This is a genomic window from Mesorhizobium metallidurans STM 2683, from assembly GCF_000350085.1.
GTDB lineage: Bacteria > Pseudomonadota > Alphaproteobacteria > Rhizobiales > Rhizobiaceae > Mesorhizobium > Mesorhizobium metallidurans.
Map to the genome: position 1 here is coordinate 80,279 of NZ_CAUM01000097.1, position 13,532 is coordinate 93,810.

Sequence of the window (13,532 nt, forward strand, 5' to 3'; positions counted from 1 at the left end):
ACGCGACGCGCCTTAGTCACGATGAATGCCGGCGCCCGAGCGCGGCGAAATAGGCCGTCTCGATCTCGGCGGCCATAACGTCGACGCCGAAGCGCGCCCTGAGGTCGGCGATATTGGGCATCAGGCGACGGTAGGCCTTGGGGTCGGCCAGCGCCTCGCTCACCCTGTCGCCAAGTTCGTGGGGATCGGGACGGATCAGGGCAGGGGAGCCGGCGCCGAAGATTTCCGGTATGCCGCCGACGGCGGTGGCGATCATCGCTTTGCCGGCCGCCAGCGTCTCCAGCACGATATAGGGCATGGCTTCCGCCCGTGAGGGAACGACAACCAGTTCGGCCAGCGCGAAGGCGGACCTGGCCGGCATCGGCGGCAGGAAGCGCACATGGCCGTCGAGGCCGAGCCGCTTCACTTGCGCGTGATAACGCGGCAGGTCGTCGCCGTCGCCGACCATCACTGCCGTCAACGGCCGGCCAAGCTGTCTTCCGGCAAGAACCAGGGCGTCGATGAAGATGTCCGGCCCCTTGAGGTCGCGCATCATGCCGATATAGAGGAGATCGGCCGCATTCCGCTCGGTCCGCACCGGCTCGAACTCAGCGGCGCGCAAGCCATTATGGATCAGCCTGTTCGGAATGGGCGGTTCGCCGACCTTTTTGCGGTAGGTCCGCCTTTCATAGTCGGAGACAAACAGAAGGCAGTCGGTAAAGCGCGCCATGAACCGTTCCAGCGCGAAGAACAGCGTTCCCGTCGTAGTCGTCTCGTCATAGTGGAGAGAGCCGCCATGCGGCGAATAAAGGCGGGCTACGCGAGACCTTGATACCCGCAACAATGAGCCGAACAGACGGGCATAGGTGCCACCCTTGGCGCCATGGCCGTGCAGCACGTCCGGCCGCAATTCCTTGATAATCTTGAAGGTGCGCCATGCCGACGCGAGGTCGCCCGGTCCGACATGCCTCTGCATCGGCGTGCGGTGGATGCCGAGCGCCAGACTGTCTTTCATGTTTTCGAACAGGCCTTCCTCGAAATCGCCGCCCGTTGTCGAATCGCAGACGATGCCGACGGAATGACCGGCCGCGACCTGCGCCTCGGTCAGGTCGCGCACATGCCGGAAAATCCCTCCGACGGGTGAGCGAAAGCAGTGGACGATCCTGAGTGTGTCCGCCACGTGCCTGGTCTAGAACAGGCGTTCGCGAACGTAGACTGTATCGCCGGGCAGGAGCGGATCGGAGGTTACCACGCGTCCGGTTATCACCTTGCCGTTGATGTCGCGGGTGATGTCGACGCTTTCCTGGTTGGCACGCGGAGTGAAGCCGCCGGCGATGGCAACCGCCTTCTGCACCGTCAGGCCTGGAACATAGGAATATTGGCCCGCCGCACCCACTTCACCCATGACGAAGATCGGCCGGTAACGGTCGATCTCGACCGAAACATCCGGATCGCGCAGATAGCCCTGGCGCAGTTTGTCGGCGATCGCGCCTTCGAGCTGCTGGGCGGTGTGGCCGCGTGCCGGTACGGCGCCGACGAGCGGCAATGATACATAGCCTGACTGGTCGACATTGTAGGTGTTGGTCAATCCGTCCTGCTCGAACACCGTGACACGGACGCGGTCGCCGGCGCCGAGCCGATAGGGCTGTTCGAGCATTTTGTGGAAAGCCGCTGGCGTCGGCCGGTAGCTGGAGCAACCGGCCAGCATCGACACGGCAAGCAGCGCACGGAAGAGGGAAGCAGTGCTTTTCATGACCGGACACGTACCTTCAATGGCCCGCGACTATGGGGCAAACCTTAACGATCGAGGTCCGTTATCATCCTGTTAGGGTTAATGGGCGGTAAAGGCCTGCGACCGATACGGCGGCAAATCGACAAAGCGGGATCTGGTTCAGGGCTTTGTTTACCGCCCAGGAGCAAAGCTTAACGGATGCTTACCGTGATCTTAACGGCTGAGTTACCATAGTTGTTTACGGTGCATGCTGACTAATGCATGTCGCGTAAAAGTGCGCAGCGGTTTTGCGACAACGACATGCATAAAAACAAGACCTTAAAGCGCGCCGCATGAATCTGCTCAACGCGACGCGCTTTAAGTACCCGGAGTAGGGATGCATGTCCGTTCAATCCGCGGCCGCAGATGTCGACGTCGATCTCAGGCAGCTCTTCGCAAGCCTTGCGAGGAACTGGCTGCGCATTCTTGTCGTTGCGCTTGTAGTAACCGGCCTGGCTTTCGCGCTCGCCTGGCTCGCTACGCCGCACTACAAGGCCGAAACGCAAATCAAGATCGAGACCGGCGAATCCGTTTACACCCGGCCAAATGGTGCCAACGATAACGACAAGCCGATTCTCGACGAGGAAGGGGTCGCCACGGAGGTCCAGATCGTTTCCTCCAGTGACATCCTCAACCAGGTGGCCTTGAAGCTCAATCTGGCGCGGCTGCCTGAATTCGACGAAGCGGCCAACATGTCGGCGCTGAGCAAATTTCTCGTCATTGCCGGTCTCAAGAGCGATCCGGAAGAGATTCCAGCGGAAGAGCGCGTGCTGAAAAAGATGCGCGAGAAGCTCAATGTCTACAGCGTTGAAAAAACGCGCATCATCGCCATCGAGTTTTCCTCGGAGGATCCCAAGCTTGCCGCGGCCATCCCGAATGCCATCGCCGAGGCCTACATCGCCAGCCAGGGCAGCGCGAAAATCAAATCGAACTCTGCCGCCACCGCCTTTCTGGGGCCGGAAATCGCCGATCTGCAGCAGAAGGTGAAGGATGCCGAGGCCAAGGTTGCCACCTACCGTGCGCAATCCGACCTTCTGATGGGTGGCAACAATTCGGTTCTGGCCACGCAGCAGCTTTCCGAACTGTCGAGCGAACTGTCGCGGGTGCGCGCCAACCGTGCCGCGGCGGAGGCGACGGCGGGAAGCGTGCGCAACGCGTTGCAGGGCGGCGGTTCACTGGATGCGGTGCCCGAGGTCTTGTCTTCGGAATTGATACAGCGTCTGCGCGAGCGGCAGGTCGAGCTCAAGGCCAATATCGCCGATCTCTCCACCACCTTGCTCGACAATCATCCGCGCATCCGGGCGCTGAAGTCGCAGCTTGCCGATCTCGATCGCCAAATCCGCAACGAAGCGGAAAAGATCATGAAAGGGCTGATGACGCAGGCACAGACCGCGCAGGCCCGCGAAAACCAGCTCGTCGCTGACGTCAACACGTTGAAGGCCGCGTCGGCACGCGCCGGCGAAGAGCAGGTCGAACTGGATGCCTTGCAGCGTGACGCGACCGCTCGACGCCAGCAGCTCGAATCGTACCAGGCCAACTACCTGGCGGCGGCGTCGCGCAGCGATCGCAACTACCTGCCTGTCGATGCGCGCGTGGTTTCCGAGGCTCAAGTGCCGTCGGAGCCTTATTTCCCGAAGATCCTGCCGATCGTCGGCGCGGCCTTCGGCGGCTCGTTGTTGCTCATGGCGATCGTAACGCTTCTCAAGGAGTTGTTTTCGGGCCGCGCCATGCGGCCGGCCGCCGGTGCCCGTTTCGAACAGATCGAGCAGGTCGCCATGCCGGTTGTTACCCAGCAGGAGCCCGCAATTGTCCGGCAGGAGCCCGTGGTTGTGCGCCAGGAGCCCATGGCTGCCGAAATCCCCAGGGCTGACGAAATAGACGAGGCGTGGGACTATGACGCTGAGGCCGAAGCCGAACCGGATAAGGTTTCGGCTGCGGAAGCTGCCGCCGAATACGAGGCTGCAGAACCGCCGCGCGTCACGCTCGGCGAAGTCGACATCGACAAGGCTGCGGAGAAATTGATTTCAACCGGTGCTGCGCGCGCCATATTCGTCTCGCCGGAAGGCGACGAAGCTGCCGCCTCGGCGGTGCTGGTGGCGCGCGAAGTCTCCGATGCCGGCCTGCGTGTGCTCCTGCTCGATCTCACTGCTTCTGGCGCCGCCTCGCGGCCGATGCTGGACAGCGGGCTTTTCCCGGGCATCACCAATCTGCTCGCCTCAGAAGCGCAATTCAGCGACGTGATTCATCCCGATCTTTATTCGGACTGCCACGTCATTCCCGTCGGCACCGCCGATCCGGTCCGCGCCATGCGCGCCGCCGACCGTCTGCCGATCATCATGCAGTCGCTGACCACCGCCTACGATCTCGTCGTTGTCGAATGCGGCCCTGCCGACGCGCAAGGCATCAGCCGCCTGGTGGGCGAGGGCACCGAAGTCTTCCTGTCCATGCTGGAGCCGGACGACGAGGTGACGCAGGCCGCGGTCAGCTTGATCGAGAGCGGCTATCCCGACCTGACGCTGGTGACGCCGGTCGGCCACGTGACGCCGGGAACGCCGGTGCCGGGACGGCGCTCTGCCGCTTGAGACCTTCGATAATCCTATACGGGCGATCTGAGTGGGGCGAAGTCTGAAAAGTCTCGGATTTCAGCGGCGTCAGTTGTCGTCTTCGTTGGTGACAGGCGCGGCCTGTCCGACTGTCTTGCGACGCAACCTCTTGGTCAGCTTCCACACCGTCGGGCTGTTCTTGATGAAGCTCTTCAGCCGCGCACCTTGCCGCAGCTCAAGCGCCAGCGCGCGGCCCTTCAGCGTCAAGGGGAACAGCACCTCGAAATGCTGCGTCTCGATATCGCACCACAGCCGCTTGTACGGTTCGTCGCCGACCGAGAAATCGTAGATTTCGAAACCCTTCTCGCAAGCTTCCTCGATATTATCGAAGAACAGGAAGTCGCCGGGGCTGGTATGGGCAAGGTCGTCCTCGGCGATCGCCCCGAACTCGCAGATCAGGCGTTTGCCCGAGCGGCTCGACCCGGTGACGGCACGAAGCTTGTCGGCGACTTCGAGCCCATGCAACACGAAGGACGGTTTTTCCTCGGCAAGCGTTTCGATGAACAACGCGCGGAAGAAAGCGCGAATCTCGGGTTCGCCGAAGACATTGGCGACACCCATCTTGCGGAAGCGGAATTCCTTCATCTCGAAGAAGGCGTCGAGCAGCCTGTTCACCTCCTCCGGTGTTCTGGCCTCGATGCGGCGGGGGATGCCGACGGCCTCGAACTTCCGCATCTGCGCGCGGTGCTTCTTGCGCCTGCGCTTGCCGCTCGCGCGCGACAGCAATGCATCGAAACCCCCCGCCAGATCGGCGGCCAGAGACAGATTTGGGCTCGGAAAATGCGGGAAGGATGCAAGCGGATTGGCAATGCCGTCCAGGTCTGGCAACAGGCGTTCCAACGCAACGAGGTCGATGTCCGGCCGCGCCTTGGCAATCGCCGTCAGCACCGATCGGACGGCCTCGCCATCCGCATTGGCCAGCCAACGCGGGTCGGCGGCGGCAAAATTGCCGTTGGCATGGCGGCCGCCCACGAAACGGGCGACGCGGAACGGTCCGCGGCGGATGACTTCCAGCGCCAGCGCAAAAACCGGTTGGTCTCCATTGTTCAGCGTCGCCACGAGAACGTCCGCCCCGGTCTCGGCGGCCCAATTCAGGATCCAGGCCGCGCTCTGCGCCGGCGCAAACACGGCCGAACGGCAGAGTTTGGCATAAGCCGCAAGTGCTGCGCCGTCGGTGGCCGAAACGGACAGGCTGATTTTATCAATTGGCAGTGCACGCGGCGACGCCTCGCTGGCCGCGAGCCGATTGCCGTCAAATGACGCAGTGGCGTCAACCATACCTCAATCCTTGGGGCGTATTCATCACGTTTTGGGGTACGCGCAGGCGCATTCCGTGCTTGGATGAGCCTAGGCGCAAAAGGTGAATGAATGATCGACGGGGGCGAGGCAATTCGGAAACTGGCGCTCAACGTCGCGCGCTACAGTGGCCTTGCCCCGCTGGCGAAGCCTTTCGTCGGCGGCATCGGCGCCATATTGATGCTGCACCGGGTTACCGCCACGCCGGAAAAGCCGAATGGCGTCAACCGGCATCTCAACATAGCGCCCGGGTTTCTAGACGCCGTCATCGCCGATATGAAGGCGAATGGCTACATCTTCGTCGCCATGGACGAGGCGATCGAACGCATCAATGCCGGCGGCAAGGGCGGTCAATTCGCCGCGATCACCGCCGACGACGCCTATCGCGACAACATGACCGAGGCGCTGCCCGTGCTGGAAAAACACGGCGCGCCGATCACCATCTATGTCGCGCCGGGCTTGATCGATGGTGCCGCCGATCTGTGGTGGGAAGTGATCGAGGACATCATCAACGCGCGCGATCGCTTGACGCTGACGACGCCGGACGGCCCCGTGACGATCGACTGCTCGACGCCGGGCAAGAAACTCCAGGCCAATGCGCGTCTGCACGCCCATCTGACGCTGGAGGTCCGCGAGGAGGATCAGCGCACGGTACTGCGCGAACTGGCCCGGTCGAACGGCATCGAGTTGGAAGGATTGCGCTCAAGCACGCTGATGAACTGGGACGAGATCCGCGCTATCGTCGCGCATCCGCTGGTGACGATCGGCGCGCACACGATCCATCATCGCAATCTGAAGCGGCTTTCCGAAGCCGATGCGCGGCACGAGGTCGACGACGTCAGGTGCATATTGCAGGCGGAACTCGGCGACGAGCCACACCATCTCGCCTATCCCTATGGCTATGCCAGCGCCGTCGGCGACCGTGAAGTCGGCTTTGCCCGCGACGCCGGCTATGTCTCGGCGGTGACGACACGCCACGGCGTGCTGCGCGCCGAACATTCAGGCTTCCTGCACGCCTTGCCGCGCATTTCGGTCAATGGCCGCTACCAGAGCGTCGCCCATATCCGCACCATGCTGTCGGGCGTGACGACGCCGCTCGCCAATGCCGGCAAGATGGTGGTTACCATCTAACGCTTCAGCCCTTCGGCGGCGGCTCCAGGATCAGCCATTTGATGATGCCCATTGCCGGGAGTACCCAGAGCAGTCCGCTGAACAGGAAAAACAGGAAATGGACAAGCGGTCCCGATTCCGACAATTGGGCCACCGCAAAGATCGACGCGACCAAGGCGTAGACGATGACCAGCGCCACTAGGAGGAAGGTTCCGATCAGCTTTTTCAGGCGAATGGGCATGGCTCAGCCTCTTTTCAAGCGCCTCGAATAAGCCTTGAGACAGGGACGTGCAACCCGGGACAAGCGGCGCGACGGCGTGCCGCGCTGTCCGGTCTTGCCAGCCGGGTTGCGATGGTTCACCAATCCGCCACTTCAACCTGCCGGGACGAGCCCATGGCTGCCATATCAGCTGCCGCGCCTTACGTGGACCGCGATCGCGACCTGCACAACCGGGCACTGCTGCGCGGCTGGCTCTATGTCGTGCTTCTGATGCTGTTTGTGCTGGTGCTGGTCGGCGGCGCCACCAGGCTCACCGATTCCGGTCTGTCGATCACCGAGTGGCAGCCGATCCATGGCGTCATCCCGCCGCTCAACGACGCCGAATGGCAGGAGGAGTTCCAGCGCTACCAGCAGATCCCGCAATATGCCGAACTCAACAAGGCCATGAGCCTCGAAGCATTCAAATCGATCTTCTGGTGGGAATGGGTGCACCGCATCCTCGCGCGCAGTGTGGGTGTCGTGTTCGCCCTGCCGCTTCTGTTCTTCTGGGCGACGCGCCGCATCGAGCGCGGCGTCGGCCTGAAGCTCGTCGGCATCCTGCTTCTCGGCGGCCTGCAGGGCGCGATCGGCTGGTGGATGGTGGCGTCCGGGCTGGTCGACCGGGTCTCCGTCAGCCAATACCGGCTGGCGACCCATTTGACGCTTGCGGCGCTGATCTTCACGGCGACCATGGTCATCGCGCGTGGACTGGCCCCACACTCCGAACCCGCGGCCGACCGCTCGACACAGCGTCTGGCCGGTTTCCTCGTGCTTTTGGCGCTGGTGCAGATCTATCTCGGCGGGCTCGTCGCCGGGCTCGATGCCGGCCTCTCCTACAACACCTGGCCGCTGATGGACGGGAAAATAATCCCCGGCGATCTGCTTCTCCTCGAACCGGCATGGCGCAACTTTTTCGAGAACCCCAAGACGGTGCAATTCGTCCACCGGCTCGGCGCCTATACGGTTTTCGTCGTGGCGCTGTGGCACATGATCGCGACGCATCGCCGCCTGCCCAAGACAACGCATGCCCGCCGTGCCACGCTTCTCTTCCTGCTCGTGCTTGTGCAGGCTGCGATCGGCATCGGCACGCTGTTGATGCATGTGCCGCTGCTCATGGCGCTGACGCATCAGGGTTTCGCGCTTGTCCTGCTCGGCTTTGCCGCGGCGCATTGGCGCGGCACCAAAGGCGCCTATCCGCTGCCGCATGAGATAGCGATCAGAAGCTGAGCCGCACTGCCCGGATCACCTCGGCGATCGACAGCTCCCGGTTCTCGTCGACCGCATTGCGGTCTTCATAGTGCCAGGCGGCCGACAGGCAGCCATAGGCGATGGCGTGGTCGAGAATGTCAAGCGGCGTCTGGCCGAGGATCCTGGCAAAGATTTCGGCCATGTGGGCAATTCGCTGCGGATCGAGACAGAGATCGTCGCGGTCGAGCGGATTGTAGAACATGTTCGCCGCATCGAAGCCGGGATCGCCGATAACGCCCTTCGGATCGATCGCCAGCCAGCCGCGCGGCCCGTGCATGATGTTGTCGTGGTGCAGGTCGCCATGCAGCGGCCTGACATCATGCGGGTTGGCCAGCAGCCGTTCGGCCGTCGCCGCGGCTTCGACATAGAGGCTGTTCCGACCGTCGTCGCGATCGATCCTGGCCTTCTTGAACAGGCTGGCGAAGCGTTCCCTGAGTGGCTGAAGGTCTGGTGGGGCAGGGTGCCTTGACGGCGTGAACAGCCTTGCCATCACTTCGGCGGCAATCGCGGTGGCGGTGTTGTCGCCCTGCTCATCCAGCACTCGCGACAAAAGGGTTTCGCCGGCAAACTCGAGCAGCATGCTGTGGCCATCGCGACCGAGCAGCCACACCGTGCCTTCGCCGCGCCGCCAGGCGAGAAAGTGCTCGCCGCGCAATTCGTCCGCGACGTCGTCGAAAGGTTTCAGTGCCTTGACGATCGCCGGCGAACCGTCGGTGCGAACAACCTTCCAGATGCGGCTGGAAAAGGTCTCGGCGATCAGCTCCGCGCCGCCGGCGAGCTTCCAGCGGCGCGGGAAGTTCGGAGTGGGACTCAATGCCCCCGAACTCAATGCCCCGAACTCAATGCTTGAGGCCGAGCATCAAATCCATGTTCTGCACGGCGGCGCCCGAAGCGCCCTTGCCGAGATTGTCATAGACGGCCAACAGCAGCGCCTGCGCGCGTTTGTCGTTGGCGAAGACATAGACCTTCATCCGGTTGGTGCCGTTATAGGTTTCCGGATCGATCTCCGGCACGCGCTCCAGATGCGCGTAGGGTGCCACTTCGACCACGCCGCCATCAATGGCGGCGAAATGATCGGCGATTGCCGCGTGCAGTTCGGCGCCAGTCGGCACATGGTCGAGCCCACCGAGCTGCAACGGCACCACCGTGATCATGCCTTGCGCGAAATTGCCGACCGCTGGCTGCATGATCGGGTCGTGCGAGAGCTTCGCGTAAGTCCTGAGTTCCGGCACATGCTTGTGCTGCAGGGTCAACCCATAGGGCAGGAATTCAGACGCGTCCTCGCCCTTGGCGACATAATCCTCGATCATCGGACGGCCGCCGCCCGAATAGCCCGAAATGCCGTTGACCGTGACCGGAAAATCCGGTGGCAACAGCCCGGCGGCGACCAGTGGCCGCAGCGTTGCGATCGGCCCTTGTGGCCAGCAGCCCGGATTGGCGACGCGCTTCGCCTCGGCGATCTTTTTCGCCTGGTCCCTGTCCATTTCGGCGAACCCGTACTCCCAGCCTTCGGCGACGCGATGCGCGGTCGAGGCGTCGATCACCTTGGTGGTGTCGTTGGCGATCAGCGAAACGCTCTCTTTCGCCGCATCGTCCGGCAGGCACAGGATCGCGACATCGGCGCCATTGAGGAATTCAGCCCTGGCTGCCGTTTCCTTGCGGCGCTCGGTCGGGATTGAGATGATCTCCAGGTCGCCGCGCTCGGCAAGCAGCGCCCTGATCTGGAGACCGGTTGTGCCGTGCTCGCCGTCGATGAAGATTTTCGGTTTCATTGCCTGATCAAAATCCCTGATATTTCAAAGCTATATGCCGTGCCCATGATTCACTGCAACAGAATTGCCATTGTTCATCTCTTCAAGCCGGGCCTTTCGTTCCGCCAGCAGCCCGAGATACTGCATGGCGACCGTCGAGCCGACGATTGCCGTTATATCGGCGTGATCATAGGCCGGCGCAATCTCAACGACATCGGCGCCGACGATGTCGACCTGGGTGAGCTGGCGCAGCGCCGACAGGATCTTGGCCGAAGACGGACCGCCGGCGACCGGCGTGCCGGTGCCGGGCGCGAAGGCCGGATCGAGGCAGTCGATGTCGAAGGTGAGGTAGGTCTTCTTGCCGCCGGTGCGGTCGACAATGGCATAGGCGATGTCGGATGCGCGCATCTCCTCCACTTCATGACCGTAGAGGATCTTGATACCGAACGTGTCGGGGGCATGGGTGCGGATGCCGATCTGGATCGACCGGTCGGGGTCGATGACGCCTTCCTTGACCGCGCGGCCGACGAAGGAGCCGTGATCGATGCGCTTGCCGTCGTCCGGCCAGGTGTCCTGATGGGCGTCGAACTGTACGAGCGCCAGTGGCCCATGGATGGCGGCATGCGCCTTGAGCAGCGGCCAGGTGACGAAATGGTCGCCGCCCAGCGACAGCAGGAAGGCGCCGGATTTCAGAATCTTTGCCGCCTCGCGCTCGATCGTGCCCGGCGTCTTCTGGTGATTGCCGCTGTCGAGCAGGCAATCGCCGTAGTCGACCACGGCGAGATGTTCGAACAGGTCGCGCGAAAACGGATATTGCGGATCATTGTCGAGGATGGCCGAGGCGCGGCGGATCGCCTGCGGCCCGAAGCGCGCGCCCGGCCGGTTGGTGACGGCGGCGTCGAAGGGAATGCCCCACACCACGGCGTCCGCGCCCTTCACGTCCTTCGTGTATCTGCGCCGCATGAACGACAGCGCGCCGGCATAAGTCGGCTCGAAGGATGCGCCCGTCTTCGAGCGGGCAGTGAAGGCGTGGTCGGTATTTTGGTTCGCCATTACGGATCCTCGGTTTGTCGGGCTGCCACAACTATAGAACCGGCACGCAACACGCCAGTCACAGCTTGGCGAGACGAAACGGCGCTCCGCAACTGCCCTGGCAAGAGAGGGTTTTATCGTTATGACGCAGGCCGCTTCTCCTCCTGTCAACGTCTCGCTCGGAAGGCCGCTGACATGGTTTCAGCATGATTCCATTGCAGCGGCGCGACAGGCGCCGCGCGGTGCGGACTCGCCATGCCGACGCGAGTGCACTCTCTATTTTTGCGCAGCCGCGCAAAGCTCATAGCCGGCTTCGTTCACCTGCCTGTCACGCGCATCGCCTAACCGGATTGCGATCTTGAACGGAGCGATTCTCGATGCGGGCTATTTGGCAAGGCCTTCTGTTTCCCGTCGCGCTGGCTGCCTCCCTTGGCCACGCCTCGGCTGGCGAAACCCGCGCCAGGCAGATACTCGATCGCTTCGATCATGCCAACCAGTGGCGCGACCATGTGATGGTGGCCGCCCATCGCGCCGGCAGCATGCAGGCCGGCAAGACGCTTTACCCGGAAAACTCGCTCGCGGCCGTGGCGGGCTCGATCACCATGGGCGCCGAGATCGTCGAGGTCGACATCAGGCGCTCGAAGGACGGCGAATTCGTCGTCATGCATGACAGCTGGCTCGACCGCACGACGACCTGCAAGGGCGAGGTGGTCAACTACACACTGGCGGAACTCAGGAAATGCCGGCTGGTTGTCGAAGGCACCGGTATTGTGTCAGGCGAAACGGTCTCGACGCTGCGCGAGATGCTGTTGGCGACCAAGGACCGGATACTCGTCAACCTCGACAACAAGCTCGATGTCCAGGCCTTGCCGGCTATGATCGCGATCGCCCGCGAGTTCGGCATGACCGAGCAGGTGATCGTCAAGGAGAACCTGTGGAACCGCGAGCGGATCGACACGGTCAAGGCGACGATCGATGCGATCGGCGGCGGCTTCCAGTTCATGCCGATCATCGCCGACGATGCAGTGCGTGATGCCGCCTTCGCCGAGCAAGTCGGCAGGGCCTTTTCACCTGGCGCAATCGAATTGATCAACTGGCGGGCGGGAGCTGAGACGCTGACCGAGACCGGCGGGCCATTGTTCAGCACCCGCATGCGGGCCGTGTCGGTGAGGGGCGACTGGCACATCTGGGCCAACACCTATGCCATCGTCAACAAGCCGGGCGGTTTCCTCGCCGGCGGCCGCGGCGACGAACTGGCGGTGCTGGCCAGCCTGCCTGCCGAGACCTATGGTTTCTGGGCCGAGCGAGGCGCCACCATCATCCAGACCGACGAGCCGAAGGCGGCGATCGACTGGCTGGCCGCCAATGGCTACCGCATACCCTATACCGACGAGGCGCGACCGGCCGAGCCGGCGAACACCGCGAGCATCAACTAGACGTGGCTGCTTCACCCCCGCCCGCCGAGTGGTCTGCAATGGCCGGCGGGCATCGGGGGTAGTCCGAATGTAAGGCGCGGCGCCCTACCTCCCCTTGATGGGGAGGTAGGGCCGAAGGCGCGGGTGGGGTGACAGCCAAGCCCCCAAATGCCGCCCATCGCTCAGTCAGGCAGCCATCGCCACGCCGTCCAGTTCCTTGACGACATCCTCCGACAGTTCGAGCTCGGCCGCGGCAAGGTTCTCCCTGAGATGCGCGACAGACGAGGTCCCGGGGATCAGCAGGATGTTGGGCGCACGGCGGAGCAGCCAGGCGAGCGCGACCTGCATGGGTGTGGCGCCGAGGCGCGCCGCGACGGCGGACAACGTCGACGACTGCAACGGGTTGAAGCCGCCAAGCGGAAAAAACGGCACATAGGCGATGCCGTCACGGGCAAGCTCGTCGATCAGCGCATCGTCGGCTCGGTGCGCCAGATTGTATTGGTTCTGCACGCAGACGATCTCGACCATCCGCCGTGCCTCTTTTATCTGCGCGGCGGTGGCATTGCTCAGCCCGATGTGATGCACCAGGCCTTTTTGCTGCAGCCCAGCCAGCACCGCGACCTGTTCTTCGATTGACCCTTCGGTGGGTTCATGCACGTCGAATATGATCCTGAGGTTGACCACATCCAGCACGTCGAGCCCGAGATTGCGAAGATTGTCATGCACGGCCTGGGTCAGGTCTTCGGGGGAGAAGGCCGGGAGCCACGCGCCGTCGGCGCCGCGGCGGGCGCCGATCTTGGTGACGATGGTGAGGTCGTCGGGATAGGGCGCGAGCGCTTCGCGGATGATCTGGTTGGTGACGTGCGGGCCGTAGAAGTCGCTGGTGTCGATATGGTTCACGCCACGCACGACCGCCTCGCGCAGCACGGCCAGGGCCGCGTCGTGATCCCTCGGCGGGCCGAAAACGCCCGGCCCGGCGAGTTGCATGGCGCCATAGCCGAGCCGTTTTACGGAGCGGTCGCCGAGAGTGAACGTGCCTGACTTGTCAATGCTGGACATGGTCTGTCT

General features: G+C 63.1%; 12 protein-coding genes. 4 read left to right on the plus strand and 8 right to left on the minus strand.

Features of this window, described 5'->3' with window-relative positions; genetic code table 11:
* Positions 1–16 precede the first annotated feature (16 nt).
* Both MESS2_RS15860 and MESS2_RS15865 read right to left on the minus strand, forming a co-directional pair.
* Positions 17–1,159: a glycosyltransferase gene (locus tag MESS2_RS15860; RefSeq protein WP_040593221.1), complete on the minus strand. Its 1,143-nt coding sequence runs from the start codon at positions 1,157–1,159 to the stop codon at positions 17–19.
* 9 nt (positions 1,160–1,168) lie between these two features.
* Positions 1,169–1,732, minus strand: a complete 564-nt coding sequence (locus MESS2_RS15865; protein WP_008875394.1) for a polysaccharide biosynthesis/export family protein — start codon at positions 1,730–1,732, stop codon at positions 1,169–1,171.
* Positions 1,733–2,091: 359 nt separating this feature from the next.
* Between MESS2_RS15865 and MESS2_RS15870 the strand changes: the two genes are divergently transcribed.
* On the plus strand, positions 2,092–4,332 hold the full coding sequence (locus MESS2_RS15870; protein ID WP_008875395.1) for a GumC family protein: 2,241 nt from the start codon (positions 2,092–2,094) through the stop codon (positions 4,330–4,332).
* Between the two features lie 69 nt (positions 4,333–4,401).
* Here MESS2_RS15870 and MESS2_RS15875 read toward each other — a convergent pair whose 3' ends face one another.
* The gene (locus tag MESS2_RS15875) at positions 4,402–5,631 is read right to left on the minus strand and encodes a GNAT family N-acetyltransferase (RefSeq protein WP_008875396.1); all 1,230 of its coding nucleotides are present in this window, start codon (positions 5,629–5,631) and stop codon (positions 4,402–4,404) included.
* Positions 5,632–5,721: 90 nt separating this feature from the next.
* Between MESS2_RS15875 and MESS2_RS15880 the strand changes: the two genes are divergently transcribed.
* Complete coding sequence (locus MESS2_RS15880) at positions 5,722–6,780, plus strand: polysaccharide deacetylase family protein (RefSeq protein WP_008875397.1); 1,059 nt, start codon at positions 5,722–5,724, stop codon at positions 6,778–6,780.
* A 4-nt stretch (positions 6,781–6,784) separates the two neighbouring features.
* Here MESS2_RS15880 and MESS2_RS15885 read toward each other — a convergent pair whose 3' ends face one another.
* The gene (locus tag MESS2_RS15885; protein WP_008875398.1) at positions 6,785–7,000 is read right to left on the minus strand and encodes a DUF2842 domain-containing protein; all 216 of its coding nucleotides are present in this window, start codon (positions 6,998–7,000) and stop codon (positions 6,785–6,787) included.
* Positions 7,001–7,153: 153 nt separating this feature from the next.
* Here MESS2_RS15885 and MESS2_RS15890 point away from each other — a divergent pair, with 153 nt between their 5' ends.
* On the plus strand, positions 7,154–8,245 hold the full coding sequence (locus MESS2_RS15890) for a COX15/CtaA family protein (RefSeq protein ID WP_008875399.1): 1,092 nt from the start codon (positions 7,154–7,156) through the stop codon (positions 8,243–8,245).
* Here MESS2_RS15890 and MESS2_RS15895 read toward each other — a convergent pair.
* From MESS2_RS15895 to speB, 3 genes are read right to left on the minus strand one after another with little or no spacing between them, the layout of a single operon-like run.
* Positions 8,235–9,080 carry an aminoglycoside phosphotransferase family protein gene (locus MESS2_RS15895; RefSeq protein WP_008875400.1) on the minus strand — a complete coding sequence of 282 codons (846 nt, stop codon included), beginning with the start codon at positions 9,078–9,080 and terminating at the stop codon, positions 8,235–8,237. The genes MESS2_RS15890 and MESS2_RS15895 overlap by 11 nt on opposite strands.
* Before the next feature lie 25 nt (positions 9,081–9,105).
* Complete coding sequence (argC, locus tag MESS2_RS15900; RefSeq protein WP_008875401.1) at positions 9,106–10,038, minus strand: N-acetyl-gamma-glutamyl-phosphate reductase; 933 nt, start codon at positions 10,036–10,038, stop codon at positions 9,106–9,108.
* A 30-nt stretch (positions 10,039–10,068) separates the two neighbouring features.
* Positions 10,069–11,070 carry an agmatinase gene (speB, locus tag MESS2_RS15905; RefSeq protein ID WP_008875402.1) on the minus strand — a complete coding sequence of 334 codons (1,002 nt, stop codon included), beginning with the start codon at positions 11,068–11,070 and terminating at the stop codon, positions 10,069–10,071.
* A gap of 356 nt (positions 11,071–11,426) precedes the next feature.
* Here speB and MESS2_RS15910 point away from each other — a divergent pair, with 356 nt between their 5' ends.
* The gene (locus tag MESS2_RS15910; protein WP_008875403.1) at positions 11,427–12,485 is read left to right on the plus strand and encodes a glycerophosphodiester phosphodiesterase family protein; all 1,059 of its coding nucleotides are present in this window, start codon (positions 11,427–11,429) and stop codon (positions 12,483–12,485) included.
* Positions 12,486–12,650: 165 nt separating this feature from the next.
* On the opposite strand, the gene MESS2_RS15915 is transcribed toward MESS2_RS15910, so the two are convergent.
* Positions 12,651–13,523: an aldo/keto reductase family oxidoreductase gene (locus MESS2_RS15915; RefSeq protein ID WP_008875404.1), complete on the minus strand. Its 873-nt coding sequence runs from the start codon at positions 13,521–13,523 to the stop codon at positions 12,651–12,653.
* Positions 13,524–13,532 lie beyond the last annotated feature (9 nt).

What these genes read in the sequence shown, in the direction of transcription:
- MESS2_RS15880 (WP_008875397.1), top strand. Translation starts at nt 5,722, where the DNA reads ATGATCGACGGGGGCGAGGCAATTCGGAAACTGGCGCTCAACGTCGCG.
- MESS2_RS15890 (WP_008875399.1), top strand. Translation starts at nt 7,154, where the DNA reads ATGGCTGCCATATCAGCTGCCGCGCCTTACGTGGACCGCGATCGCGAC.
- MESS2_RS15915 (WP_008875404.1), bottom strand. Translation starts at nt 13,523, where the DNA reads ATGTCCAGCATTGACAAGTCAGGCACGTTCACTCTCGGCGACCGCTCC.
- MESS2_RS15870 (WP_008875395.1), top strand. Translation starts at nt 2,092, where the DNA reads ATGTCCGTTCAATCCGCGGCCGCAGATGTCGACGTCGATCTCAGGCAG.
- MESS2_RS15885 (WP_008875398.1), bottom strand. Translation starts at nt 7,000, where the DNA reads ATGCCCATTCGCCTGAAAAAGCTGATCGGAACCTTCCTCCTAGTGGCG.
- MESS2_RS15910 (WP_008875403.1), top strand. Translation starts at nt 11,427, where the DNA reads ATGCGGGCTATTTGGCAAGGCCTTCTGTTTCCCGTCGCGCTGGCTGCC.
- MESS2_RS15865 (WP_008875394.1), bottom strand. Translation starts at nt 1,732, where the DNA reads ATGAAAAGCACTGCTTCCCTCTTCCGTGCGCTGCTTGCCGTGTCGATG.
- speB (WP_008875402.1), bottom strand. Translation starts at nt 11,070, where the DNA reads ATGGCGAACCAAAATACCGACCACGCCTTCACTGCCCGCTCGAAGACG.
- MESS2_RS15875 (WP_008875396.1), bottom strand. Translation starts at nt 5,631, where the DNA reads ATGGTTGACGCCACTGCGTCATTTGACGGCAATCGGCTCGCGGCCAGC.
- argC (WP_008875401.1), bottom strand. Translation starts at nt 10,038, where the DNA reads ATGAAACCGAAAATCTTCATCGACGGCGAGCACGGCACAACCGGTCTC.